This is a genomic window from Aquicoccus porphyridii, from assembly GCF_008369105.1.
GTDB lineage: Bacteria > Pseudomonadota > Alphaproteobacteria > Rhodobacterales > Rhodobacteraceae > Aquicoccus > Aquicoccus porphyridii.
Window position 1 is genome coordinate 511329 of the sequence record NZ_VINQ01000001.1, and the last position, 26024, is coordinate 537352.

20 protein-coding genes and 2 tRNA genes are annotated in these 26024 nt (G+C 63.9%); 9 read left to right on the forward strand and 13 right to left on the reverse strand.

The genetic code is table 11. The annotated features are described in order from the left end of the window. Positions 1 to 51 precede the first annotated feature (51 nt). Together FLO80_RS02520 and aroB are read left to right on the forward strand one after the other, a co-directional pair. Positions 52 to 645 (forward strand): shikimate kinase, encoded by a 594-nt coding sequence (locus FLO80_RS02520; RefSeq protein WP_111361916.1) that lies wholly within the window; start codon positions 52 to 54, stop codon positions 643 to 645. Continuing rightward, complete coding sequence (gene aroB, locus FLO80_RS02525) at positions 642 to 1757, forward strand: 3-dehydroquinate synthase (protein ID WP_111361915.1); 1116 nt, start codon at positions 642 to 644, stop codon at positions 1755 to 1757. Before FLO80_RS02520 ends, aroB begins: the two co-directional genes overlap by 4 nt. 240 nt (positions 1758 to 1997) lie before the next feature. Here aroB and FLO80_RS02530 read toward each other — a convergent pair whose 3' ends face one another. Beyond that, positions 1998 to 4418 (reverse strand): GcvT family protein, encoded by a 2421-nt coding sequence (locus FLO80_RS02530; RefSeq protein WP_111361914.1) that lies wholly within the window; start codon positions 4416 to 4418, stop codon positions 1998 to 2000. 189 nt (positions 4419 to 4607) lie between these two features. Here FLO80_RS02530 and FLO80_RS02535 point away from each other — a divergent pair, with 189 nt between their 5' ends. Together FLO80_RS02535 and FLO80_RS02540 are read left to right on the forward strand one after the other, a co-directional pair. Beyond that, positions 4608 to 7061: a GcvT family protein gene (locus tag FLO80_RS02535; RefSeq protein ID WP_111361913.1), complete on the forward strand. Its 2454-nt coding sequence runs from the start codon at positions 4608 to 4610 to the stop codon at positions 7059 to 7061. Positions 7062 to 7082: 21 nt separating this feature from the next. Continuing rightward, on the forward strand, positions 7083 to 7679 hold the full coding sequence (locus FLO80_RS02540; protein WP_246156529.1) for a nucleotidyltransferase family protein: 597 nt from the start codon (positions 7083 to 7085) through the stop codon (positions 7677 to 7679). Positions 7680 to 7858: 179 nt separating this feature from the next. On the opposite strand, the gene FLO80_RS02545 is transcribed toward FLO80_RS02540, so the two are convergent. The 3 genes from FLO80_RS02545 to FLO80_RS02555 all read right to left on the reverse strand — a co-directional run bounded on the left by FLO80_RS02545 (position 7859) and on the right by FLO80_RS02555 (position 12262). Further along, positions 7859 to 10159 carry a Hint domain-containing protein gene (locus tag FLO80_RS02545; RefSeq protein ID WP_111361911.1) on the reverse strand — a complete coding sequence of 767 codons (2301 nt, stop codon included), beginning with the start codon at positions 10157 to 10159 and terminating at the stop codon, positions 7859 to 7861. Between the two features lie 705 nt (positions 10160 to 10864). Continuing rightward, positions 10865 to 10950, reverse strand: a tRNA-Leu gene (locus FLO80_RS02550). 58 nt (positions 10951 to 11008) lie between these two features. Then, positions 11009 to 12262 (reverse strand): flavin-dependent oxidoreductase, encoded by a 1254-nt coding sequence (locus tag FLO80_RS02555; protein ID WP_111361910.1) that lies wholly within the window; start codon positions 12260 to 12262, stop codon positions 11009 to 11011. Between the two features lie 113 nt (positions 12263 to 12375). Here FLO80_RS02555 and FLO80_RS02560 point away from each other — a divergent pair, with 113 nt between their 5' ends. Both FLO80_RS02560 and FLO80_RS02565 read left to right on the forward strand, forming a co-directional pair. After that, complete coding sequence (locus tag FLO80_RS02560; protein WP_111361909.1) at positions 12376 to 12954, forward strand: YqaA family protein; 579 nt, start codon at positions 12376 to 12378, stop codon at positions 12952 to 12954. Further along, the gene (locus tag FLO80_RS02565) at positions 12951 to 13421 is read left to right on the forward strand and encodes a disulfide bond formation protein B (RefSeq protein ID WP_111361908.1); all 471 of its coding nucleotides are present in this window, start codon (positions 12951 to 12953) and stop codon (positions 13419 to 13421) included. Before FLO80_RS02560 ends, FLO80_RS02565 begins: the two co-directional genes overlap by 4 nt. Before the next feature lie 10 nt (positions 13422 to 13431). Here FLO80_RS02565 and FLO80_RS02570 read toward each other — a convergent pair whose 3' ends face one another. Further along, on the reverse strand, positions 13432 to 13863 hold the full coding sequence (locus FLO80_RS02570) for an Lrp/AsnC family transcriptional regulator (RefSeq protein WP_111361907.1): 432 nt from the start codon (positions 13861 to 13863) through the stop codon (positions 13432 to 13434). 115 nt (positions 13864 to 13978) lie between these two features. Between FLO80_RS02570 and rocF the strand changes: the two genes are divergently transcribed. Together rocF and ocd are read left to right on the forward strand one after the other, a co-directional pair. Beyond that, the gene (rocF, locus tag FLO80_RS02575; RefSeq protein ID WP_111361906.1) at positions 13979 to 14905 is read left to right on the forward strand and encodes an arginase; all 927 of its coding nucleotides are present in this window, start codon (positions 13979 to 13981) and stop codon (positions 14903 to 14905) included. A gap of 5 nt (positions 14906 to 14910) precedes the next feature. After that, a complete protein-coding gene (gene ocd / locus FLO80_RS02580; protein WP_111362370.1) occupies positions 14911 to 15963 on the forward strand; it encodes an ornithine cyclodeaminase in 1053 nt (350 codons plus the stop codon). A 235-nt stretch (positions 15964 to 16198) separates the two neighbouring features. Here ocd and FLO80_RS02585 read toward each other — a convergent pair whose 3' ends face one another. The 3 genes from FLO80_RS02585 to FLO80_RS02595 form a co-directional block, all read right to left on the reverse strand. Further along, on the reverse strand, positions 16199 to 16453 hold the full coding sequence (locus FLO80_RS02585) for an EF-hand domain-containing protein (RefSeq protein ID WP_188078193.1): 255 nt from the start codon (positions 16451 to 16453) through the stop codon (positions 16199 to 16201). A gap of 112 nt (positions 16454 to 16565) precedes the next feature. Beyond that, complete coding sequence (locus FLO80_RS02590; protein WP_111361905.1) at positions 16566 to 16814, reverse strand: EF-hand domain-containing protein; 249 nt, start codon at positions 16812 to 16814, stop codon at positions 16566 to 16568. Between the two features lie 425 nt (positions 16815 to 17239). Then, entirely contained in the window at positions 17240 to 20926 is a 3687-nt protein-coding gene (locus FLO80_RS02595; protein WP_111361904.1) for a vitamin B12-dependent ribonucleotide reductase, read from the reverse strand. A 549-nt stretch (positions 20927 to 21475) separates the two neighbouring features. Between FLO80_RS02595 and FLO80_RS02600 the strand changes: the two genes are divergently transcribed. Continuing rightward, positions 21476 to 21976: a hypothetical protein gene (locus FLO80_RS02600; protein WP_111361903.1), complete on the forward strand. Its 501-nt coding sequence runs from the start codon at positions 21476 to 21478 to the stop codon at positions 21974 to 21976. A 43-nt stretch (positions 21977 to 22019) separates the two neighbouring features. Here FLO80_RS02600 and FLO80_RS02605 read toward each other — a convergent pair. The 5 genes from FLO80_RS02605 to FLO80_RS02625 form a co-directional block, all read right to left on the reverse strand. Further along, a tRNA-Pro gene (locus FLO80_RS02605) sits at positions 22020 to 22096 on the reverse strand. 107 nt (positions 22097 to 22203) lie between these two features. Continuing rightward, on the reverse strand, positions 22204 to 23193 hold the full coding sequence (locus FLO80_RS02610; RefSeq protein ID WP_111361902.1) for an ABC transporter substrate-binding protein: 990 nt from the start codon (positions 23191 to 23193) through the stop codon (positions 22204 to 22206). 54 nt (positions 23194 to 23247) lie between these two features. After that, positions 23248 to 24180, reverse strand: coding sequence for an ABC transporter permease (locus FLO80_RS02615; RefSeq protein WP_111361901.1), 933 nt, complete (start codon positions 24178 to 24180; stop codon positions 23248 to 23250). Then, positions 24177 to 25106: an ABC transporter permease gene (locus FLO80_RS02620; RefSeq protein ID WP_111362368.1), complete on the reverse strand. Its 930-nt coding sequence runs from the start codon at positions 25104 to 25106 to the stop codon at positions 24177 to 24179. Before FLO80_RS02620 ends, FLO80_RS02615 begins: the two co-directional genes overlap by 4 nt. 135 nt (positions 25107 to 25241) lie before the next feature. Continuing rightward, entirely contained in the window at positions 25242 to 26012 is a 771-nt protein-coding gene (locus FLO80_RS02625) for an ABC transporter ATP-binding protein (RefSeq protein WP_246156539.1), read from the reverse strand. Between the last annotated feature and the right edge of the window lie 12 nt (positions 26013 to 26024).

Genomic DNA, 26024 nt, shown 5'->3' on the forward strand with positions numbered 1-26024 from the left:
AATCAAGTTATAACTGGCATTTCTCTCGAGATCACGTCATTGGTGCGACGTATGAAAAATTTGGCAGGGGAACGCCGACACGCGCGGCAGAACATGGGTTGGAAGGTCAGGAAAACGATTGTCATGGTCGGCATGATGGGGGCCGGCAAGACAGCCGTGGGCAAGGCGCTTGCGGAAATGCTCGACGTGCCGTTCCTTGATTCTGACGCCGAGATCGAACGCGCCGCGAATATGAGCATCGCCGAAATCTTCGCCCGGGATGGCGAGGCGTTTTTCCGCGACAAGGAAAGCCAGGTCATCGGGCGGCTCCTCGATGCCGAGGTGAAGGGTGTTCTTTCAACGGGTGGAGGTGCCTTCCTGGCCGAAGCCAATCGCCGGATGATCTCGCAGCGCGGGATTTCCGTGTGTCTTGAGGCCGATCTGCCGCTGCTTTGGAATCGGGTAAGACACAAGGATTCCAGACCCTTGCTTCGCACTCCTAATCCATATGCAACGCTCGCCGCACTCTACGAGACGCGCGCGCCGGTCTATGCCCTCGCCGATCTCAGGCTGCGCACCCGCGCCGAATATTCGATCGCCGAAATGGCTCAACGGGTTCTCGACGCGCTGCGCTCGCACCCGGACGTTCTCGCGGAGGTGACATGAGGGAAACGGTGCATGTCGATCTTGGCGCGCGAAGCTATGACATCGAGATCGGTCCCGGCCTGATCGGCGAGGCAGGGCGGTTGATCCGACCGCATCTGGAGCGCGCGCGCGTGGCCGTGATCAGCGATGAGAATGTCGCCCCCCTGCATCTGGAACACCTTGTCAACTCATTGAAATCATATGATATTTCTACATCTTCCTTGACCCTGCCCGCCGGCGAGGCAACCAAGTCCTGGCCGCATTTCACGCGCAGCGTCGAATGGCTTCTCGAAGAGCGGATTGAACGCCATGACATGATCGTCGCGCTTGGCGGTGGCGTGATCGGCGATCTCGTGGGATTCGCGGCGGCGGTTCTGCGCCGGGGTGTGCGTTTTGTCCAGGTGCCGACATCGCTTCTGGCGCAAGTGGACAGTTCCGTCGGCGGCAAGACCGGGATCAACGCGCCCCAAGGCAAGAACCTGATCGGAGCCTTCCACCAGCCCGCGCTGGTGCTGGCCGATAGCGATGCGCTTGCCACGCTCCCCAGCCGCGACTTTCTCGCCGGTTACGGCGAGGTTGTCAAATACGGCCTTCTTGGCGATTTTGATTTTTTTCAACAGCTTGAAGCCAATAGTTCATCCTTTTTGTCGCGCGACCCCCAAACCCTGGTCGCCGCTGTCAAGCGCGCCTGCGAGATGAAATCCGCGATCGTGGCGCGCGATGAGACGGAACAGGGGGATCGGGCGCTGCTCAATCTGGGGCATACGTTTTGCCATTCCCTTGAGGCAGCGACCGGTTACTCGGACCGGCTGCTGCATGGCGAGGGCGTCGCGATCGGCTGTGCGCTCGCCTTCGAGATCTCGGCGCGGATGGGGCTGTGCAGCCAGGAAGATCCAAGCCGGGTGCGCGCCCATTTGAAGAACATGAAGATGAAGGCCGATCTATCTGATATAAAGGGAGATTTGCCAGCATCGGAAGAGATGATCGCGCTGATGCACCAGGACAAGAAAGTGCGTGACGGGCGGATTCATTTCGTCATGGCGCGTGGCATCGGCGAGGCTTTTGTTACCCCCGATGTCGACCTCGACATTGTCCGACAGGTGCTCGACGAACAGCTTGCCGCCAAAGGTTAACGCCACCGCACGGTGCCAAATCAGGGGGGTGACATCCGGCTGCCGCGCGGCTGCCACCCGGCTGCCGGGCAAACCGGTCGCGAATGTAACCGAATCCGGTTAACGCAACGCGCGCTGCCCCTTCATCTTGCCGGAAATACTCTGGGGGTGGCGACAAAATGCCGTGGCATTTTGCGCCTTGGGGGCAAAGCCCCCAATCGAACAAAACCTGCGCGCCGAAGGCGCACATTAGGATCAGGCCTAGGCGCGCAGGCGCTTGCCGTCGGGATCGAAGGGCGGGCGTTCAAGGATGCGCGCGCGGTGGGGGCGGCCGAGCACCATGATCTCGACCGCGTCGCCCGGCCCCGCATCCTTCACAAAGCCGAGCGCGAGGCTCATCCCCACGTGATAGCCATAGCCGCCCGAGGTCACGCGACCGATCCCCTGCCCGTCCTTGAAGATCGGCTCGCCGCCCGTCGCGTCCGCGCCCGAGGCGGTCACGTCGCCCTCATCCAGCGCCAGCATCACCAGCGTTTCGCGTGCGTCGCGGGCCATCACCTCGGCCACGGCCGCGCGGTGCAGGAAGTCCTTGTCCAGTTTCACCAGCCGCTCCAGCCCGACCTCCTGTGGCCAGTATTCGGGGGAATATTCGCGCCCCCATGAGCCATAGCCCTTTTCCAGCCGGAGCGACATGAGCGCGCGCGACCCGACCGGCCCCGCGCCAAACGCGCGCCCTGCCTCCAACAGCGCGGTGTAAAGCCGGGTCTGATCTTCGGCGGCGCAATGCAGCTCCCATCCCAGGTCACCGGTGAACGAGACCCGCAGCGCGAGGCACTCGACCCCGGCCAGTTCGATCCGGTTTGATCGCATGAAGGGAAAGTCCGCCGTTTCAAGCGACGCATTGGTGAGCCGCGCCAGCATCTCGCGCGATTTTGGTCCCGCCACGTTGAATCCGCAGGTGGTGTCGGTCAGCGATTGGCATGTCGTCCCGTCGGGCAGCGGCACCATGGCGAAGAACCGGCTGTGATAGCGTTCAGCCATACCCGAACCGATGATCCAGAATTCATCCTCAGCCAGCCGGGTGACGGTGAAATCGCCCGCGATGCCGCCACGCTTGCCAATGAGCGGCGTGAGGCAGGACCGCCCCACCGCGCGCGGCATGCGGTTGGCGAAGAGCGCGTTGAGCCACTCCTCGGCCCCCGGCCCCGCCACCCGGTATTTGGCGAAGTTCGAGATGTCGATGATGCCCGCGTGGTCGCGCAGCATCCGCGCCTCGGCGCCAACGGGTTCCCACCAGTTCTGACGGGTAAAGCCGTTGGTGTCCCGCGCGCCCGGCGCATCGGCGAACCAGAGCGGGTGTTCCCAGCCATAGTTGAGGCCGAAGACCGCGCCCATCTCGCGCTGCATGTCATGGGCGGGGCGGGTGCGTGCGGGGCGGCCGGCGCTGCGTTCCTCGTTCGGGAAATGGATGGCGAAACGGTGGGCATATTGGTCGGCGACGCGGGCGCGGGTGAACTCCTTGCCCGCCCATGCGCCGAACCGCGCCACGTCCCATGCGAACATATCGAGGCCGGTTTCGCCCGTCGTGATCCATTCGGCGGCCAGCTTGCCCATGCCGCCGGATTGCGAGAATCCGGGGATGATGCCGCAGCAGGCGAAGTAGCCCGGGCGTTCGGGCACCGGGCCGAAAAGCACGTTCGCATCGGGTGACCAGATCATCGGCCCGTTGATCACCCGCTTGATCCCCGCCTCGCCCACCGCGGGCACGCGGTCGATGGCGCGCAGCATGTTTTCCTCGATCCGGTCGAGATCGTCGGCAAAAAGCTCGTGCCCGAAATCGGGGGGCGTGCCGTCCTCGGCCCAGAAGCGCATGTCGCGCTCATAGGCGCCGACGAGAAGCCCCTGCCCTTCCTGACGCAGGTAATATTCGCCGTCGCGGTCCGCCACGGATGGCAGGCGGCGGGTCATCGCGGCGATCTGGGGAATCGTTTCGGTCACGAAATACTGGTGTTCGGTGGGTTGCAGGGGCAGCGTGATCCCGGCCATGGCGGCCACCTCGCGCGCCCAGAGCCCGGCGGCGTTGATCACCCATGGCGTTCTGATATCGCCCTTTTCGGTGCGCACGATCCATGTGCCGTCGGGTTGCGCCTCGGTCGCCGTTACCGGGGTAAAGCGGATGATCTCGGCCCCGCCCGCCCGCGCGCCAAGGGCATAGGCGTTGGTCACGCCCGAAGGGTCGACATTGCCGCCATCGGGTTCATACATGATGCAGCGGATGCCGTCGAAATCGACCAGCGGGTGCAGGCGCTCGGCCTCGGTCCGCGAGATTTCATGGTAGTTCATGCCATAAAGTTTGGCCTTGGCCGCCTGAAGCCGGAGCTGATGTTCGCGCGCCTCGCTCTGGGCGAGGTAGAGCGAGCCGGGTTGAAAGATGCCGCAGGATTGGCCGGTTTCCTGTTCGAGATCCCGGTAAAGCTGCATCGTGTAATGCTGGATGCGGCTGATATTGGTGTTGTCGTGGAGCCCGTGGATATTGGCGGCGGCGTGCCATGTGGAGCCGCTCGTCAGCTCGTCGCGTTCGAGCAGGATCACGTCGGACCATCCCGATTTGGTCAGGTGGTAGAGGATCGAACAGCCGATCACGCCGCCGCCGATCACGACGGCCTGTGCATGGGTGCGCATGGGGGCTCCTTGCTTTTGTCCCGGGTCGCGGGTCGGGTTGTGACCCGGCCCGTTCCCCGCCAGATTGGCGCAGGGCGCACGGGGCGAATTGCCCGAATGCGACGTGCTTCGTCGCTCAGTGACATGCCGGGGGGCGGGTGAAACGGTCAGGGTGACGGCAACGCGGGAAAAACGAGAGGGAAAAGGGCGATGAAAACCAGTGCGCGCGTGGTCGTGATCGGGGGTGGGGTCGTTGGGTGTTCGGTGCTGTATCACCTGACCAAGCTGGGCTGGTCGGATGTGATGCTGGTCGAGCGCAGCGAATTGACGAGCGGCAGCACGTGGCACGCGGCGGGCGGGTTTCACACGCTCAACGGCGATACCAACATGGCCGCGCTTCAGGGCTATACGATCCGGCTTTACAAGGAACTGGAAGAGATCACCGGGCTGAGCTGCGGGTTGCATCACGTGGGCGGGATCACGCTTGCGGACAATCGCGACCGGATGGACATGCTTCTGGCCGAGCGGGCCAAGCATCGCTACATGGGGCTGGAAACCGAGATCGTGGGGCCGGAAGAGATCAGGAAAATCGCGCCGGTGACCAATACCGAGGGCGTGATCGGGGCGCTTTACGATCCGCTTGACGGGCATCTCGACCCTTCGGGCACGACCCATGCCTATGCCAAGGCCGCGCGCATGGGCGGGGCCACGATCGAGACGCATTGCATGGTGCGCGAGACCAACCAGCGCGCCGACGGGACGTGGGACGTGGTGACCGACAAGGGCACGATCCATGCCGAGCACCTGGTCAACGCGGGCGGATTGTGGGCGCGCGAGGTGGGGGCGATGGCGGGGGTCTATTTCCCGCTGCACCCGATGGAGCATCAATATATCGTCACCGAGGAAGTGCCCGAGATCGCCGCGATGATCGACGCGGGGGGCGAGCATCCGCACGTGATGGACCCGGCCGGAGAAAGTTATTTGCGGCAGGAGGGGCGCGGCCTGTGCATCGGGTTCTACGAGCAGCCCTGTCGACCATGGGCGGTGGATGGCACGCCATGGCAGTTCGGGCATGAGTTGTTGCCCGACGATTTCGACAAGATCGAGGACAGCATCGCATTCGCCTATCGCCGGTTTCCGGCGCTCGAGCGTGCGGGGGTGAAATCGGTCATTCACGGGCCGTTCACCTTCGCGCCCGATGGTAATCCGCTGGTGGGGCCGGTGCCGGGGATGCGCAATTACTGGTCGGCCTGCGCTGTGATGGCCGGGTTCAGCCAGGGCGGTGGCGTGGGCCTGATGCTGGCGCAGTGGATGGTCGAGGGAGAATGCGAGCGTGACACGTTCGCGATGGATTGCGCGCGCTTTGGCGACTGGATCACGCCGGGATATACGCGGCCCAAGGTGATCGAGAATTACCAGAAACGCTTTTCCGTGGCTTATCCGAACGAGGAACTGCCCGCCGCGCGGCCCTGTCGCCAGACGCCGATGTATGACATCTTTGACGGCATGGGCGCGGTCTGGGGCGCGCAATACGGGCTCGAGGTGGTCAACTATTTTGCGCAAGGCTACGCGGTCTCAAGCAGCGAAGCGGTAGGCCAGGAAAAAGAGCCGCGATTCGAGACGCCGTCTTTCCGCCGCTCGAACGCCTGGGACGCCACCGCGCGCGAGGTCAGGGCCGTGCGCGAGGCGGTGGGCATCAACGAGGTGCATAATTTCGGCAAATACCTGGTGACGGGTCCGAATGCGCGCGCATGGCTCGACCGGATCATGGCGGGGCGCATTCCCAAGCCGGGGCGGTTGTCGCTGACCCCGATGCTGTCGCCCAAGGGGCGGCTCATCGGCGATTTCACCGTTTCCTGCCTGTCGGACGATGCGTTCCAACTGACCGCATCCTATGGCTCCCAAGCCTATCACATGCGCTGGTTCGAGCAGAACGAGGCCGAAGGCGTGCGGGTCGAGAACATCAGTGACCGGCTCAACGGGTTCCAGATCGCGGGGCCGAAGGCGCGCGAGGTCTTGCAATCGGTGGTGCGCGAGGATCTGTCGGACATGCGTTTCATGGATCTGCGGCATCTGACCGTGGGCATGGTCGATTGCCTTGTGCAGCGGGTGAGCTATACCGGCGATCTGGGTTTCGAGATCTATTGCGACCCGATGGCGCAACGCAGCCTCTGGACGACGCTGTGGGAGGCGGGCCAGCCGCATGGGATGAAGCCCTTTGGCATGCGCGCGATGATGAGCCTCAGGCTCGACAAGTTTTTCGGTGCGTGGCTGCGCGAATTCTCGCCCGATTACACGGCGGGCGAAACCGGGCTGGACCGTTTCATCCAATGGTCGAAAGAGGTCGATTTCATCGGGAGAGCGGCGGCAGAGGCCGAGCGCGAGGCGGGGGCGGCACGCAAGCTCGTGGCGTTCGAAGTCGAGGCCGAGGACGCGGATGTGCAAGCCTATGAGCCGATCTGGATCGATGGCACGGTGCGGGGGTTCTGCACCTCCGGGGGGTATTCGCACCATGCGGGCAAGTCGATCGCGCAGGGGCTGATCCCGCGCGAGATGGCGGCGGAGGGTCTTGAGGCCGAGATCGAGATCCTCGGCGAGATGCGCAAGGCGCGGTTGATCGAAACGCCGCTGTTCGATGCGGACGGTGCGCGGATGCGGGGCTGAGGCTTGTCTTCCGGGCCGCGCATGGCAAGACTGCGCGGCATGGACCGCATCGCCATATTGATCCTCGCGGCCGGGGCATCGTCCCGGATGCGAGGGCGTGACAAGCTGCTGGAAGACATCGAGGGCGTGCGGCTATTGTCGCGGGTGGTGACGCGGGCCGTGGCCTCGGGGCTTCCGGTATTCGTGGCCCTGCCCGGCCCGGATCATCCACGCGCAAAACTGATCGGTGAAGCCCAGCCGGTTTACGTGGCCGATGCGACCGAGGGTATGGGCGCGTCGATCAGATCGGGGGTTGCGGCGTTGGCCCGGGGCGCGGGCGCGGTGATGATCCTGCCCGCCGACATGCCCGACCTCACCACGGCGGACATGGAGGCGATGCGGAATGCGTTTCGCGCGGCGCCCGACCAGGTGCATCGCGCAACCGCCGCGGATGGCACGCCGGGGCATCCGGTGGTGTTTCCGGCTAGGCTTTTCCCGGCGCTGATGGCGTTGCAGGGCGATGCGGGGGCGCGAGCGGTTCTGCGCGACGAGGCGGTGAACCTCGTTCCCCTGCCCGGTCGGCACGCGCTGATTGATCTCGACACGCCCGAGGATTTCGCGGAGTGGCGGGCCCGGTGAGCCCATGAAGGATGGGGGAAAGATGCGAACACCCTTCCCCCAAGTGCCCGGGTGAAGGATCAGCACCCGAGGCAGCCGCATATTCGTATCATTTGGGGGGTGTCCGGGGCCACATGTGTCACGCGCGGCCCCGGATCAATCCATGGTTCAGCCAGCGAGCAGCCGGGCCTCGTGCCGTTTCAGCGCGCGGCGCGCGGCGGCGTAATCGTCGACCCCTCGGTGGTGGTAAGCTCGGGGAACAGGTCGAGGATCTCGCCGCGCTGCTCCCGTCCCAGACCGTCGAGCACATTGGCCCCCGGCTGGAAGCTTTCGGACCATGCGCCGTTGGCGAGCACCACCTCGTGATGGTCGAACATGAAGTGGACATAGGTGACGCCCAGCGTGCCGACCTCGTCGATACCGGGCATCGCGGTCAGATGCTTGGCGGCGGCCAGCACTTCGGTTTCCTCGAAGTAGAGCTGGGTCTTGTCGCCGGTCAGAAGCATCCGGTGCTGCGGGCTGACCAGGATGTCATGCTCGGGCAGGTTGTGACCGAGGCTGCCTTTCTGGATCAGGATCGGGCGCAGGTCCGGCTTGCGGGCCAATTCGTGACCGGTAAGCGTGCGGGTGCCGATCCAGCGAATTTCCTGGATACCGTTGTCGCGGGTGATGATCTTGTCGCCCGGTTGCAGATCCTCGACCATCCGCTCGCCCTTGGGGGTGGCGATGGCGGTGCCGGGGGTGAAGCAGGGCACGACATTCTCGATCTCGCGGAATTCGAGCGCGCCGGAATCTTCGCCATCGGCGTTCAGATAGTGCACGATGCCGTCTTCGCGGTCCTCGGAGGTGTATTCGATCCGCAGGCTGCCGCCTTCGGGGGCCGAGCCCCTGAGGTCGAGCGTGTCATAATCGTAGGGCAGGCCATCGTCGGGATTGGTTCCGTCGGGACCGCCGCCACCATCCACGACATCGCCGGGATTGGCGTTGGTGAACGTGTCGCGCCCGTCGCCGCCGAGCATGGTGTCATCGCCCGAGCCGCCGTCGAGCGTGTCGTCGCCATCGCCGCCGACCAGCGTGTCGTGACCCTCTTCGCCCTGGATGAGGTCATCGCCCGGTCCGGCATAAACGAGATCGTCGCCCTCACCGGCAAGGATCGTGTCATCGCCCGGCCCCGCGATCACGATATCGTCGTTCGATCCGTCGCGCGCATCGTTGGCGTCGATCATGTCGCCCTGCGGGTCGCCGGTGTAATCAATGTCGATCAGGTCATCGCCACCGGTGCCTTCGACGATGTAGTTCGGGCCGCCGTCGCCGCCTTCGTTCACGGTAACTGTGACGGTGCCCGTGGCGGAATTGCCATCCGTGTCCTCGACCGTGTAGTCGAACGTATCCTCACCGGTAAAGCCCGCGTCGGGGACATAGATGACCCGGCCATCCGGGGCCACGATCGTCGTGCCGTTCGCCGGATCGGTGGTGCCGGTCACGCTGAGCGGCTGGTCCTGCGGGTCGGTGTCGTTTTCCAGAATGTCGATGACGACGGGCGTGTCTTCGCCGGTCTCCGCGCTGTCGTCGCCCGGGACCGGAGCCTGCGGCCCGCCTTCGGGTTCGACCGCCACCGTCACGGAGCCGGTCGCGGTGTTGCCGTCCGGGTCGGTGACCGTATAATCGAACGTATCCTCGCCGGTGAAGCCCGCCTCGGGCGTGTAGGTCACGGTGCCGTCGGGGTTGATCGTCACCGTGCCGTTCGCTGGATCGGACGTGCCGGTCACTTCGAGCGGCTGGCCCTGCGGATCGGTGTCGTTTTCCAGAACGTCGATCACGACGGGCGTGCCTTCGTCGGTTGCCGCACTGTCGTCGCCCGGAACCGGCTCCTGAGGCTCGGCATCCGTGGTCGAGAAATAGACGTCCGACACGGTGATCTTCTGATCGCCTTCGCCGGTGTTGTCATAGTCGATCACGACCGAGGCGACGGGTCCGGCGATCTCGACCAGGGCGGAGGCCTGCGCGTCGGTCGGCGTCCAGGAATTCGCGCCACCGCTCAGCGTGTTGCCGCTGCCGACCACGTCGCTGCCGGGGGTGACCGTGACGGGCACCTCGTTGCCCTCGGCGTCGAAGGCGCGGATCGTGAGCATGTCGAAATGGAAACCGGAAGATTCGCCGGTGTCTTCCGTGCCGCTGTCGATATCGTTGACCCGGAACGACACGTTCTGCACCGCGTCGCCGAACTCATCGTCGCTCGAAGCGAAGGAGATCGTGGTGGTGGAGGTGTCGGAGGTTCCGCCAGGGCCGCCATCGCCGAAGAGTTTCAGAAACGAGGTCGCGGAGAACGATTCGTCCGGCCCGACATAGCCTTCGGCGTTGAAGGTGAAGGCCTGTGCGCCCGCGTCCTGTTGATCGAATGCGACGGTGACGTCGACACCCCCCGTGTCCACCGTCTGGGATGCCCCAAAATCCGTTCCGTATGCTCCGAAGAGCCCCCAATCGAGTACCAGATCAGCCATAGTAAAAAGACCCTTTCACATTTCACCGGTTTCCCGGCCTGTCGCGTGGCGACAATGCGGACCCTGACCGGCAAATTGCGCGGATGTGGCCCGTTAACCCTTCATGCGTGACATGTTCGTAGCGCGTGGAGTGGAAAGGCTCGCACGGAAAATCGCGGGCCAAAGCCCGATCCGGCAGCATCGGCAGCACGCTGCACACTCATGCGCGCATGTCGCCTCTTTCCCCACATCGCACGGATGCGTCACAGTTCAGCGGCCGCCCCACGGCCAGCAGATGCGCCCCCCAGTTGGGCAGAATTAGAATAGCTTGCACCTGTTCCCGGGCAAACCGGAATCTGACGGGAAAAAGACATGATTACTCTACTTATGGCTGAATGCCGCCATAATCTTGCCGGATTTATCCTCACTTTTCCTGCGATTGTTTCCATATTGGCAGCATCGCCTCTCAGTGATTTCACCTTTGGCCCAAGGTCTAAGCTGACGAAACTCGGGAAGACGTGGTCCGGGCTGGCCGGAAATATGTTTCCGAAACGAGAACAATCGAGAGCGAACAAATGTGTCGGAAATTTGTTCATTTTCCGGGCGCACTCGGCAGGTTCAGCCAGGTCCGGCGCATCAATCGTCGGGTTTTCCGACAATTGAACACGAATTCAAAATGGTTGTGGAAGACAGGGGGCCGAATCGATTGAGTCGTGGACCGGGTGTTGGTGCCCAAGGAGAGATTCGAACTCTCACGCCCGTGAAGGCGGGGGATTTTGAATCCCCTGCGTCTACCATTCCGCCACTTGGGCCCGGTTCCCCCGTTTAACGCGAGGTCCGGGGCTTTGAAAAGGGCAAAATGCGCGGATCTCAGGTCGGAATGAGCGGGCCGCGCGTGTTCAGTGTTTCGATGTCCATTCCGGCCATCTTCTTGTAGGCGCCGGCGACTTCTTTCAACTCGTCACCGCTCATCACGTCGGAAATATCGTCGAATCCGTCGGGGGCGCGCTCGGCCACCACGTCGAGAACCTTGTCGGGTCCGTCGCCGCGATTGGCCAGCACCAGCGCGTTCACGGTTTCGCGGCGGATGTCCTCGTAGCTTTGCAGCGCGTCGCCTGTCAGGCCACGGTCGCGCAGCTCGCGCGCGAGGATGCGGGCATCGAGAATCGCCTGTGATGCGCCGTTGGAGCCGATCGGATACATCGCATGGGCGGCATCCCCCAGAAGCGTCATGCGGCCACGGGTCCAGGCCGGGAGCGGGTCGCGGTCGACCATCGGGTATTCGAAGATATGTTCGGCATCGGCGATGATCCGTGGAATATCGAGCCAGTCGAAGGACCAGTCGGCGAAGGCGGGGGCGAAATCGGCGCGCTCGCCATCGCGGTTCCAGTCCTGTTCGCGCCATTCGTAGTCATCGGGCATCATCCGGTCGGCGATCCAGTTGATCAGGCAGGTGCCATCGCCGTAATCCTCGATCGGGTAGCAGACGAACTTGCACGCGCGGCGCCCGGCCATGGCCATCGAGCGCCCGGTGAGGAAGGTCGGCCCGCGCGTGACGCCACGCCACATCATCACCCCGCCCCAATGGGCCGGGCCCTCGTCGGGATAGAGTTTCGCGCGGGCGCGCGAATTGATCCCGTCGGCGGCAACGAAAACACGGCCCTCCGCGGTGCCGGTCCGTGCCCCGCTGGCGCGGTCGGTCAGCGTGATCTCGACCCCTTCGGCGGTTTCGCGCCAATCGCTCACCGCGGCACCGCGTTGGATCACGTCCGAACCTGCGCGCTCGACAAGCGCATGCAGCAGGAGCATCTGCATCCGCCCGCGATGGATCGAGTATTGTGGCCAGTTGTAGCCCGCGAACCGGCCGCGCGGTTCGGACCAGATGCGCCCGCCTTGCGCCGAGAAATAAGCCACCTCTTCGGTTTTCAGGCCGTCGGCGTCGAGCGCGTCCTGCAAGCCCATCTCGTGCAGCTCGCGGATGGCGTGGGGCTGCACGTTGATGCCGACACCCAAGGGGCGGATTTCCTGCACCGCCTCGAAGATGCGGAAGGGAATGCCCAGTTGATGCAGGCTCAGCCCCAGTGTAAGCCCGCCGATACCTGCGCCGGCGATGAGAACCGTCATGGATGCCTCCGATCCTGTCCTTGGTCGATTTTTGCGCATAGTTTGCAGGGTTCGGTGACTTGACGCCAGTGCGGAATGCGGCACGGGATGGAAAAAGCGGCAAAGGGGGCGGGATGATACGCGGGCTTTACGACTGGACGATGCGGTTGGCCGATCATCCGCGCGCACTCTGGGCGCTGGCGGTGGTGGCGTTCATCGAAAGCTCGGTCTTTCCGATTCCGCCGGACGTGTTGATGATTCCGATGATCCTCGCCCGGCCCAATCGCGCCTTCCTGATCGCGGGCGTGGCGCTGCTGGCCTCAGTTCTGGGGGGGATGTTGGGCTATGCGATCGGGTTTTTCGCCTATGAGCAGATCGGCCAGCCCATTCTGGCCACGATGGGCAAGGGCGAGGCGATGGAGGCGTTCAACACGCGTTTCAACGATTTCGGCTTCTGGGCGGTGTTGACCGCGGGGATGACGCCGTTTCCCTACAAGGTGATCACCATCATGTCGGGCTGGTCAGCGATGCCTTTGGGTACGTTCATCGCCACCTCGATTCTTGCCCGGGGGCTGCGGTTCTTCATCGTCGCGGTGCTGCTGTGGAAATACGGCGCACCGATACGTGATTTCATCGAGCGTCGGTTGGGCTTGATGTTCGTGCTGTTCGTGATCATTCTGCTCGCTGGATTCTACGCGGTGCGATACCTATGACACTCAACCGACCGACATTGATCATTCTGGCCGCCGGGGGGTCTGCGGCGATGCTGATCGGCGCGCTCTTGTTCCAGTATGTGGGCGAGATGGCGCCCTGCAAGCTGTGTTACTGGCAACGCTATCCGCATGTGGCGGCGGTGGTGATCGGGGTTCTGGCGCTGATGGTGGCGGGGCGGGGTCTGCCGCTTCTGGGCGCGCTGGCGGCGGGTGGCACGGGCGGCATCGGCGTCTATCACACCGGAGTCGAGCGCGGCTGGTGGGAGGGTCCGGCCAGTTGCTCGGGCGGTGGCGGGCTTGGCGGGCTGTCGGGCGGCGATCTCCTGAGCCTCGATGCGCCCACCGGCGTGGTGATGTGCGACGAGGTGCCGTGGGAGATGCTGAGCCTGTCGATGGCAAGCTGGAACGCGGTGATCTCGTTCGGATTGATGGGGTTGTGGCTCTTGGCGGCGCGCAGCCGGGTCTGAGGTCGCGCGATCAGCTCCGCGCCGATTTGCGTGTGTTGAGCAGGAGCGAGGTTTCGCTGGTCGCCACCCCGTCGAAGCGGCGGATGCGGGCCAGGATGTCGTCGAATTCCTCGAGCGTTGCGGTGCCGATCTCGGCGATCACGTCCCAGCGGCCATTGGTGCTGTGCACCCCGCGCACGGCCGAAAGGCCCGAAAGCTGGCGGATGATCCGGTCTGCGCCGCGCCCTTCGATCCCGATCATCATCAGCCCGCGCACCGGGTCGGCTAGCGCGTCCTCCTTGAGGACCACGGTGAAACCGATGATCTCGCCCGCGCGCCGGAGCCGTTCGATCCGCGCACGCACGGTGGTGCGCGACACCCCAAGCAGCAACGCCAGATCGGAAAGCGAGGCGCGGGCATCGTGGCGCAGGGCCGAGATGAGTTTCTGATCTGTATCGTCCATTTCGTTTGCCCCAGCCTTCGTTTCGATCAATCTCGCACCATTTTGACCCAATTGCCCGCTGGATCAATCCCCGTATCGGAGAAAGATTGCCCAAAAGCGGACAAAGAGGATCATCATGGAGCAGCGGGACATTCAACTGGTCGGAGTGCCGATGGACAGCGGCAAGAGGCGGCAGGGGTGCCTGATGGGGCCGGATGCCTATCGCATCGCGGGCATCGTGGGCGAACTCGAATTGTTGGGACACCGGGTTACGGATCGGGGCAATCTCGCCCCTGCCCCGCATGACCCCGACGCACCCGGCGGCACGATCTTTCGCCCCAACGCGGTGATCGGCTGGACCCGCGCGCTCATCGACGCGGCGCGCGATGCCATGCAGGCGGGCCTGCCGATCTTCATGGGTGGCGATCATGCGCTTTCGCTGGGCAGCGTGGCGGGGGTGGCGGCCCAAGCGGCCGAGACCGGCCGACCGCAATTCGTGTTATGGCTCGATGCGCATTCGGATTTCCACACGCCAGAGACCACGCAAAGCGGCAATCTGCACGGCACGCCGCTGGCCTATATCACGGGGCGGCCCGGGTTTGACGGGTTTCCGCCGCTGCCCTGCGCCGTGCCGGAGGAGAATATCTGCATCATCGGGTTGCGTTCGGTCGACGGGGCGGAGCGCGAGGCGTTGACGGCCTCGCGCATCCGTTGCCACGACATGCGCAGCATCGACGAGCATGGCATCGCGCGCCCCTTGGCGGCCTTCCTCGACCGGGTGGCGGATGCGGGCGGCGCGCTGCATGTGTCGCTTGACGTGGATTTCCTCGATCCCGGGATCGCGCCCGCCGTGGGCACCACCGTGCCGGGCGGGGCGACGTTCCGCGAGGCGCATCTGGTGATGGAGATGATCCATGACAGCGGGCTGATGACCTCGCTCGACCTCGTCGAACTCAACCCGTTCCTGGACGAGCGCGGGCGCAGTGCACAGATGATGGTCGACCTCGCCGCTTCGGCGCTCGGGCGGCAGGTATTCGACCGCCCGACCTATGCGAAAGGATGAAGATCATGACGCAACCCTCTGACAAGGCTTTGGTTCCTTTCGTTTCGGTCGATCACATGATGGGGCTGATCCATCATCTTGGGATTGAGCAAACGCTGCGCGGGCTGGCCGATTACATCGAGGCCGATTTCCGCCGCTGGGAGAGGTTCGACAAGAGCCCGCGCGTGGCGAGCCATTCGGATGTCGGCGTGATCGAGTTGATGCCGACCAGCGACGGCGAAGCCTATGGGTTCAAATACGTGAACGGCCACCCCAAGAACACCAGCGAAGGGTTGCAGACCGTCACCGCATTCGGCCTCTTGGCGGATGTCTATACCGGCTATCCGGTGCTGCTGAGCGAGATGACCATCCTGACGGCGCTGCGCACGGCGGCGACTTCGGCGATGGCGGCGAAATACCTGGCGCCGGGCGAGTCGCGGGTGATGGCGATGATCGGCAACGGGGCGCAGGCGGAGTTCCAGAGCCTTGCGATGAAAGCGATTTGCGGCATCGACACGGTGCGGCTTTACGATATCGACCCCAAGGCGACGCAGAAGGCGGCGCGCAACCTTGCGGGGATGGGGCTGCGGGTCGTTGAGTGCAAGAGCGCCGAAGAGAGCATGGAGGGCGCGCAGATCATCACCACCTGCACCGCCGACAAGCAATATGCCACGATCCTGACCGACAACATGGTGGGGAGTGGCGTGCATATCAACGCCATTGGCGGCGATTGTCCGGGCAAGACCGAGCTGGCCCCCGCGATCCTCTATCGTAGTGATATCTTTGTGGAATATCCCGAACAGACCCGGATCGAGGGGGAGATTCAGCAGATGGCGCCGGATCATCCTGTGACCGAGCTTTGGCAGGTGATCACGGGCGCGGCGCCGGGGCGGCGCGATGCGCGGGCGATCACGTTGTTTGATAGCGTGGGTTTCGCGATCGAGGATTTCAGCGCGTTGCGGTTCCTGCGCGATGCGATCCGGGGCACGGATTTCTTTGCGCCGCTCGATCTTCTGGCCGATCCCGACGATCCGCGCGATCTTTTCGGGATGCTGCGCCGGGCCGCGCCGCCAGCCTAGCCGCGGGCAGCGCGCGGTGGGGTTAACGGCGATTTTCCGGCGAAAAACCGGGGGGTGACTCCCGGCTGCCGTCCGGCTGACATCCGGCTGCCGGGGATGCGTTAACCTTTCGGCAGGGAACGGGGTTAACGCGGCGTGCGCTGGGGAGGATGCGCCGGGCCGCGCCGAAATAATCGCGACCCGACTGCCCCCTGCCGCCGGCGGGAGGAGCGGCGGCAGGGGGCTGTTTTCTTCGTCAGTCCGCCGACGGCGCCGCCATCAGGCCGGCATCCTGCGCGGCCTGGACTTCGGCATCGTCGAGCGCCCCGTCGCCGTTGAGATCCATCGCGTCAAAATCTTCGGCGGTGGTTTCAGGATAGACGGCCTGAACCTCTTCCAGGCTCAGCACGCCGTCGCCGTTGGCATCCACCTCGGTTGCGCCTTGCCCCATTGCGAGTGCCGGGGTCATCAGAACCGAAAGAGCGGCCAGGGTGGGAAAGAGTGGTTTCATGTCATAGTCTCCTCTTGAGGTTGGGTGAAGGTCACAGCCTTCGGTCGCCATTTCGCGGCGGTTGGGCCCCCTGCCGCCGTTGGGGATGACGGCAGGGGGCTTGTTTTCTGCGTCAGTCAGCCGCCCCCAACATGCCGGCATCCTGTGCGGCCTGGACCTCGGTATCGTCGAGTGCGCCGTCGGCATTGAGGTCCATCGCGTCGAAATCCTCCGCGGTGGTTTCGGGATAGACGGCCTGAACCTCTTCGAGGCTCAGCACGCCGTCACCATTGGCGTCCGCATCGGTTGCGCTTTGCCCCATTGCAAGTGCGGGGGCCATCAGGACCGAAAGAGCGGCCAGGGTCGGAAAGAGCGGTTTCATGTCGTAATCTCCTCTTGTGGTTGATGAAGGTCACAGCCTTCGGCCGCCATGAAGCAAAGAGGGGCATGGTCTGGAAACGGGTCGTGCGTCGCGGGCCGATTTCGCGCCGTTTGCCGCCATTTCGGGGGGGTGCGGCGGGCGGACATCTGCCGGGCAAAATTCCGCCACCCCCGGTTGAGCGGATCTCCCCGCATGCAGCATTGGGTTTAGGCAGGGAATGGCCGGAAAAGCCGGTTCTTTTCAGGTTGGCGGGAGATTGCGTATTCCCGGCCAGGCGACAGTTGATGCGAATCGAGGACAAGAAAAGAGGGGGGCCCGGAGACCCCCCTTTCAGTTTCGCCGTTCAGGCTCACTCGTTGATTACCGCCCGGTTTCTGCCTGCGGCCTGAACGCCGTCAGGGGCGAGCGCACCCGCCCCGGAAGTCTTAGCTACACCCGCTTGTCGCGCCGCAGGTGTTGCATTTCATGCAGGTGCCGTTGCGCACCAGCGTGTAGTTGCCGCACTCGCCGCAGGCCTCGCCCTCGTAGCCCTGCATCCGGGCCTTGGAGCGGGCGTCCATCGGGACCGTGCCCGAGGCCATGGCGGTCGTGGTGCTCGACGCGGCCATGGTGGCGCCCGCCGCCCCGGCGGTTTCCGGCACCAGCGTGTTGAGCGTCGAGACCGGATCGGCCCCGTGGAGCGCGGTGCCGCCGACCGCCTGCCCGCCCTGAAGCACCACCAGTTCCTGTGGCAGGCGCTTGCGCAGGTAGCCGGTCGAGCTGATCTGCTTGAGCACTTCGAGCGAGCGCGAGGCGGCGGTTCCCGATATCTCCTTGATGTTGGAGACGCCCTCTTCCTCGCCACGGCCGAGATCGTCGAACGAGGCGCCTTGCGGTTTGACATGGGCGAGGTCGGTCCGGTCGAGATAGCTCACCGCGAGTTCGCGGAAGATGTAGTCGAGGATCGAGGTGGCGTTCTTGATGCTGTCATTGCCCTGCACCATGCCCGCGGGTTCGAACTTGGTGAAGGTGAAGGCATCGACGAATTCCTCGAGCGGCACGCCGTATTGCAGGCCGACGCTGACCGCGATGGCGAAATTGTTCATCATCGCGCGGAAACCGGCGCCTTCCTTGTGCATGTCGATGAAGATCTCGCCAAGCTGGCCGTCTTCGTATTCGCCGGTGCGCAGGTAGACCTTGTGCCCGCCGACGATGGCCTTTTGCGTATAGCCCTTGCGGCGTTCGGGCATCTTTTCGCGGTTCGAGCGGACGATTTCCTTGATCACGACCTTCTCGATGATCTTCTCGGCCAGAACCTGTGCCTTTTCGTGGTTCGAGCCGCTTTCCAGCGTCTCTTGCGCGTCCTCGTCATCCTCGACCAGGGCGGCGGCCAGTGGCTGGCTGAGTTTCGAGCCGTCGCGGTAGAGTGCGTTGGCCTTGACGCCGAGCGACCAGCTCAGTTCGTAGGCTTTCTGGCAATCCTCGATGGTGGCATCGTTGGGCATGTTGATCGTCTTGGAGATCGCCCCCGAGATGAAGCTTTGCGCGGCGGCCATCATGTGGATATGCGCCTCGGTGCCGAGAGACCGCTTGCCGATCTTGCCGCAGGGATTGGCGCAATCGAAGACGTGGTAATGCTCGGTCTTGAGGTGCGGCGCGCCTTCGAGCGTCATGGTGCCGCAGACATGATCGTTGGCCGCGTCGATATCGGCGCGCGAAAAGCCAAGGTGCCGCAGCAGGTCGAAGGTCGGGTCGTTGAGCTTTTCGGCGGGGATACCGAGCGTGCCGGTGCAGAAGTCCAAGCCCAGCGACCATTGGTTGAAGACGAAACGGATGTCGAAGGCGCTGGCCAACGCAGCCTCGACCTTGTCGATCTCGCGCTGGGTGAAGCCGTGGCCGGCCAGCGTGCCGTGGTTGATCGCGGGCGCCTGCCCGAGCGAGCCATGGCCGACCGCGTAGGCGATGATTTCCTCGATCTCAGCCGAGCCGTAACCGAGTTTCTCGAGCGCGGCGGGCACCGACTGGTTGATGATCTTGAAGTAGCCGCCGCCGGCGAGCTTCTTGAATTTCACCAGCGCGAAATCGGGTTCGATCCCGGTGGTGTCGCAATCCATCACGAGGCCGATCGTGCCGGTGGGGGCGATGACCGAGACCTGCGCGTTGCGATAGCCGTGCTTTTCGCCCAGCTTGAGCGCCTCGTCCCAGACGGCCTTGGAGAGGTCGACCAGCTTGGCCTCGGGGCAGTTGCCGTGATCGAGCGGGACGGGTTTGACGGCGAGGTTTTCATAACCATCGGTCGCGCCATAGGCGGCGTTGCGGTGGTTGCGAATGACCCGCAGCATGTGATCGGCGTTGCGCGCATAGCCCGGGAAGGCGCCCAGCTCGCCCGCCATCTCGGCCGAGGTGGCGTAGGAGACGCCGGTCATGATCGCGGTGAGCGCGCCGCACATCGCGCGGCCCTCGTCGCTGTCATAGCCCAGCCCCATATTCATCAGGAGGCCGCCGATATTGGCGTAACCAAGCCCCAGCGTGCGGAAATCATAGGACCGCTGGGCGATTTCCTTGGAGGGAAACTGTGCCATCAGGACCGAGATTTCGAGCGTCACGGTCCAGAGCCGGGTCGCATGCATGTAATCCTCGGCCTGGAATTCGCCGTCCTTGAGGAAGGTCAGCAGGTTCATCGAGGCAAGGTTGCAGGCGGTGTCGTCGAGGAACATGTATTCCGAACAGGGGTTCGAGCCACGGATCGCGCCATCCGCCGGGCAGGTATGCCATGCGTTGATCGTGTCGTGATACTGAATCCCCGGATCGGCGCAGGCCCATGCGGCATGGCCGACCTGTTCCCAGAGGTCGCGTGCCTTGATCGTCTTGGCGACCGTCCCGTCGGTGCGGCGAATGAGCTCCCAATCGGCGTCGTCCTTGATGGCCTTGAGAAAGGCGTCGGTCACCCGGATCGAGTTGTTGGAATTCTGTCCGGAGACCGACGCGTAGGCTTCACTGTCCCAGTCGGTGTCATAGGTGGGAAACTCGATCGAGCCATAGCCCTGGCGCGCGTAATCCAGCACCCGTTTGACATAGGTTTCGGGGATCGCGACCTTCTTGGCGTCGCGGATCGCCGCTTTCAGCCCCGCGTTGACCTTGGGGTCGGTTGCATCGTCGAGCGCCCCGTCCCAGGCGCGGATCGCGGCGAAGATCGAGTTGAGCTTCTGCTCGTGCATCTTGGAACCGGCGACGATGCTCGCGACCTTCTGTTCTTCCTTGACCTTCCAGTTGATGTATTCCTCGATATCGGGGTGGTCGGCATCGACGATCACCATCTTGGCGGCGCGGCGCGTGGTGCCGCCCGACTTGATCGCGCCCGCCGCGCGGTCGCCGATCTTGAGGAAGCCCATGAGGCCCGAGGACCGGCCCCCGCCCGAGAGCGATTCGCCTTCGGCGCGCAGGCTCGAGAAATTGGTGCCGGTGCCCGAGCCGTATTTGAAGAGCCGCGCCTCGCGCACCCAGAGGTCCATGATGCCGCCCTCGTTCACCAGGTCGTCGCCGACGGACTGGATGAAGCAGGCATGCGGTTGCGGGTGCTCATAGGAGCTTTTCGACTTGGTGAGCTTGCCGGTCTTGTAATCGACATAGTAGTGCCCCTGCCCCGGGCCATCGATGCCATAGGCCCAGTGCAGACCGGTGTTGAACCATTGCGGGCTGTTGGGGGCGGCCATCTGGGTGGCCAGCATGAAGCGCATTTCGTCGAAATAGGCCTGGGCGTCTTCCTCGGTCGAGAAATAGCCACCCTTCCAGCCCCAATAGGCCCATGCACCGGCCAGCCGGTCGAAGACCTGCTTGGCCGAGGTCTCGCCGCCCTTTTCGACATCCTTGCCATCCGCGACCGAGCGCCACAGGAACTCGGGCACGCCCTTTTCCGCGACCCGCTTGAGCTTTGCCGGCACGCCGGCCTTGCGGAAATATTTCTGTGCGATCACATCCGATGCGACCTGGCTCCAACCGCTCGGCACCTCGACCTCGTCGAGACGGAACACGATGGTGCCGTCAGGATTGCGGATCTCCGACGCGGTGGTGACGAATTCGATCTCGGCATATGCGTCCTGCCCAGCCTTGGTGAATTTTCTTTCGATTTTCATCGCTGCCCCATTGATTCAATCTTCCAAGTCCCGTTGGCGCTCCCCGGCCTCTTGGGGCAGCGCACCGGATCAAGAAACGGCAGGGTGAAATCGGACGTCCGCAGCCCGCAAGGCAAGCTGCAACGGATGGCGGTCAAGCGTCGTGCCCGACCCGTATCTGACTTTTTGTTTTCCCTGCCTGTCCCTCGTGGGCCACTATATGTTGTGTCCTCTCGACCGGCCTACACAAACTGGCGTAGAGCGCCCCCAATCGTCAACTGCTTTATTTTGAAAACGGGCCGATTTTCCGGTTGACCGTGGCCGCGGCACAAAATCCGGGCGGGGCAAATGATTCATCCACAGGGCGAGTCGATTGGCGGCGGGTGGAAGACCGGCAATGGCCAGTGTGCGAAAGGACTTGATTTTAGCACAGTTATCGACCGAAATTGAAGGTCCGCGTGACCCCGGAGACCGGAACGGGCCCGGATCGGCCCCGGCGAGGCGGCAAGGAAAAAAATTTTCCGATCCCGGGTCAAGTGTCACGAAACCGACACGGAAAGGCCGGTCACCATGTGGTCAAAGCGATTCTCCCGAACGGTCGCGACGGTGGCCGGGATAGCCCTTGCGGCCTGCTCGGATGCGCCCACGACGGGCGATCTGCCACAGGTGACGAGCGCGCATTTCGTGCAAGCCCCCGCCGGGCTTGGCGAGGCCATGCAAGTCGCCTGCGCCGATCCGGGCGACGAGATTCACAGCCCCGTGCCGGGCGTGATCCAGTGCCGCATGCTGCTTGAACCGGCGGCAACGGCGAATGCGATTCTGGCCTATGATGGAATCATCGAAACGCTGCCGCGGCTGGTGATCAGCCTCGCGCGCACTGGTGCGAGCGATGGCGAGGTGGTCACGAGCTGTGCCTTTCTCATGGTGCCCCAACGCGATGGCCGGGTGCAGCGGGTGCTTCACGATGATCGCCGCATCGAGCAGAAACTGCGCGGGATGCTGGCCCGGCTTGGCGGAACGCCGATGACAACGCCCCCGGGGGACGCGGTGGACGCCTGCCTGACGACATGACCCGGTCATGAATGTGAATGAATCCGGCGGGTGATCTGCCGCTTGGTCGGGGCGGCGAGATTCGAACTCACGACCCCCTGTACCCAAAACAGGTGCGCTACCAGACTGCGCCACGCCCCGAACCGAGGCTGTGTCTAGTCGCGCACCCGATCCTTGTCCACAGGTAATGCGCACAAAAAATGACCCCGGAGTTTCCCCCGGGGCCAGGTCTTCGTCGGGCCGTTGCCTCAGTTCAGCGCGGCGTCGGTGATTTCATGCGTCCAGGCCCCTTCGGGTTCCATGGTGATCACCGGGTCGGAGCCGCCCGAGAGCAGCGATTGCACCGTGCGTTCGTAATCGGCCGGGTCAAGCGCACCGTTGGACCCGGCGGTGAGCTTGGCAATCTCGCCCATCATCCGCTTCTGGTGCTTCTCGGTCTGGGCGCCGGTCTCGTCATTCTCGAGCACGATCATCGCGGCTTCGTCGGGATTCTCCTCGGCCCATTTCCAGCCCTTCATCGAGGCGCGGACAAAGCGCACCATCTTGTCCTTGAACTCGGGGTCTTCGAGGTTTTCCTCAAGCACGTAGAGCCCGTCTTCGAGCGTGGCCGAGCCCTGGTCCTCGTATTTGAAGACGGTCAGTTCCTCGGGTGTGAGGCCGGCGTCGATGACCTGCCAGTATTCGTTATAGGTCATGGTCGAGACGCAGGCCGCCTGCCCCTGCAGGAGCGGATCGACGTTGAAGCCCTGCTTGAGAACGGTCACGCCGTCCGGGCCGCCATCGGTCGGCATGTCGAGCTTGCTCATCCAGCTCAGGAACGGGAATTCATTGCCGAAGAACCAGACGCCCAGCGTCTTGCCCTTGAAATCCTCGGTGGTCTCGACGCCCGCATCCTTGCGGCAGGTCAGCATCATGCCCGAGGATTTGAACGGCTGCGCGATGTTGACGAGCGGCAGACCCTTTTCGCGCGCGGCCAGCGCGGCGGGCATCCAGTCGACCATCACGTCGGCGCCGCCACCCGCGATCACCTGTGTCGGTGCGATGTCCGGGCCGCCCGGCTTGATCGTGACGTCAAGATCCTCTTCCTCGTAGAACCCCTTGTCGAGGGCGACGTAATAGCCTGCGAATTGCGCCTGCGTCACCCATTTGAGTTGCAGCGTCACATCGTCGGCGGCCTGTGCCAGCGACGCGGCCAGCGTCATTGCGCCCGCCATGGCTGTTGTCATCAATGTCTTCATTCTTTTGGCTCCCTGTTGAGTTGCTGTTTGCTTATAGAAGTTTCGTTGCCTGTCTCAGCCTCGTTGCGAGGGGTGCCAGAACGTGACCCCCTTCTCTATGATTGCCAGACTACCATAAAAGGCGCTGCCCACGATGGCGGCGACGACAATCTCGGCCCAGACCATGTCGAGCGCAAGCTGCCCCACCGATGTCGAGATGCGAAAGCCCATGCCGAGCGTGGGTGAGCCGAAGAATTCGGCCACGATTGCACCGATCAGCGCCAGTGTCGATGAAATCTTGAGCCCGTTGAAAACGAACGGCATCGCCGCCGGCAGGCGCAGTTTGAAGAGCGTCTGGCGGTAGGAGGCCGCGTAGGTGTGCATGAGGTCGCGCTGCATCGCCGTGGTCTCGGAGAGGCCCGCGACCGTGTTCACCAGCATCGGAAAGAACACCATCACCACGACCACCGCCGCCTTGGATTGCCAGTCGAAGCCGAACCACATGACCAGGATCGGCGCGGTGCCGATGATCGGCAGGGCGGCGACGAAATTGCCCACCGGCAAGAGCCCGCGTTGCAGGAACGGCGAGCGGTCGATGGCCACGGCGGTGAGGAAGGCGGCGCCGCATCCCATCACGTAACCGGTAAGCGCGCCCTTGACCACGGTCTGGACCATGTCGGCCCAGAGGATCGGCAGCGAGGTCGACATCTTGACCGCGATTGCCGAGGGCGGCGGCAGGATGACGAAGGGCACGGCAAGCGCGCGCACCGTCACCTCCCACAGCACGAGGATCAGCAGCCCGAGCAGGATCGGCGCCCCGAGCCGCGCCCAGCCTTGCGTGTCGAAATGCGTGGCCAGCCCGCGGATGGCGAGCCAGCCCAGCACCACGGCGGCGACTGCCAGCGCCACCCCGATCCAGCCCGACCCGTCCGCGACCGACAATCCCAGTGCCGCGAAAAGCACGAATCCGGGCAGGCTCAGCCCAAGCGATTTCACGGCTGCATTCATGGCTGCATCCCCATGCGTTTCAATGTCCTGCGCTGGATCAGGCCGATCGTGCCGACCAGGATCGCGGCAAGGATCGCGGCGGCAAAGAGCGCCGACCAGATCTGGATGGTCTGACCGTAATAGGAGCCGGTCAGCATCCGCGCGCCGAGGCCGCGAATGGCCCCGGTCGGCAACTCGCCCACGATGGCCCCGATGAGCGAGGCCGAGATGCCGATCTTGAGCGAGGCGAAGAGATAGGGCATGGAGGCGGGCAGGCGCAGCTTCCACAGGGTCTGGCCCTGCGTCGCGTTATAGGTGCGCATCAGGTCGAGTTGCATCATGCCGGGTGCGCGCAGGCCCTTGACCATGCCCACCACCACCGGGAAGAAGCTCAGATAGGCCGAGATGATCGCCTTGGGGATCAGCCCCTGAAGCCCGATGGAATTCAGCACCACGATGATCATCGGCGCGAGCGCAAGGATCGGGATGGTCTGGCTGGCGATGGCCCAGGGCATCACGCTCATGTCCATGGCGCGCGAATGCACGATGCCGACGGCGAGGATGATGCCGAGCCCGGTGCCGAAGGCAAAGCCCAGAAGCGTGGCCGAAAGCGTGATCCAGCTGTGAAAGACGAGGCTGCGTTTCGACATTGCCCGCCCCGAGAGCGCCATGGCGCCGGTGGTGTTCCACAGCTCGGTCATGACCTGATCGGGCGATGGCAGGCGCGGGCGGTCCTGGCCGAACGAGCCGCGCCAGAGTGTCGGGTTCTTTACTGCCAGCGCAATTCCGCCAAGTTGCAGCCGCTCGGAGGCGGTGGCGGGCGTGACCTCGGTCCCGGCGCGCTGTGCCTGTTGGGTGGCCTCGTGCATGTTCATCGGGATGCAGGCGGCATACCAGAGCCCGATGATCGCGGCGACGACGGTGAGGATCGACAAGAGGTTTCGCATCATCGCGCACGCCCTCCCCGTTCTTCATCTTGCTCTAAATACTCAAATACCCGGCCAACCCGACAGCGCCGCGTTTTTGAGTATTTGCGGCAAGATGAAGGACCATGGTGCGCCATCCCGGACCGCAAGATCGGTTCAATCCTCATAGGCATGCCCCGCGCGAAGCCCCTCGCGGACGCGGTGGGCGATTTCGAGGAATTCCGGCGTGTCGCGGATGTCGAGCGGGCGGTCGCGCGGCAGGGTGTTCTCGATCACGTCGGTGATCCGGCCCGGGCGCGGCGACATGACCACGATCCGGGTCGAGAGATAGACCGCTTCGGGGATCGAGTGGGTGACGAAGCCGATGGTCTTGCTGGTCTTGTCCCAGAGCCTGAGCAATTGTTCGTTGAGATGATCGCGCACGATTTCATCGAGCGCACCGAAGGGTTCGTCCATCAGCAGGATATCGGCATCAAAGGCCAGCGCGCGGGCGATGCTGGCGCGCTGCTGCATCCCGCCCGAAAGCTGCCACGGAAATTTCTTGCCGAACCCTTCGAGATCGACGAGTTGCAGCACCCGGTCGATCCGCTCGCGCATCTCGGGGCGCTCGAAGCCCATGATTTCGAGTGGCAGCCGGATGTTGCCCTCGATGGTGCGCCACGGGTAAAGCCCGGCCGCCTGGAACACGTAGCCATAGGCACGGGCGCGGCGGGCCTCGTCCGGGGTCATGCCATTGACCGTCACGGTGCCGCCGGTGGGCTCTTCGAGCGCGGCGATGACCCGCAGAAAGGTCGTCTTGCCACAGCCCGAGGGGCCGATGAAGCTCACGAAATCGCCTTTCATGATATCGAGGCTCACATCCTGGAGGGCATGGATCGGGCCGTCATTGGTCTCGAAGGTCAGATCGAGGTTCCGGGCCTGGATCACGGGGGTATTTTC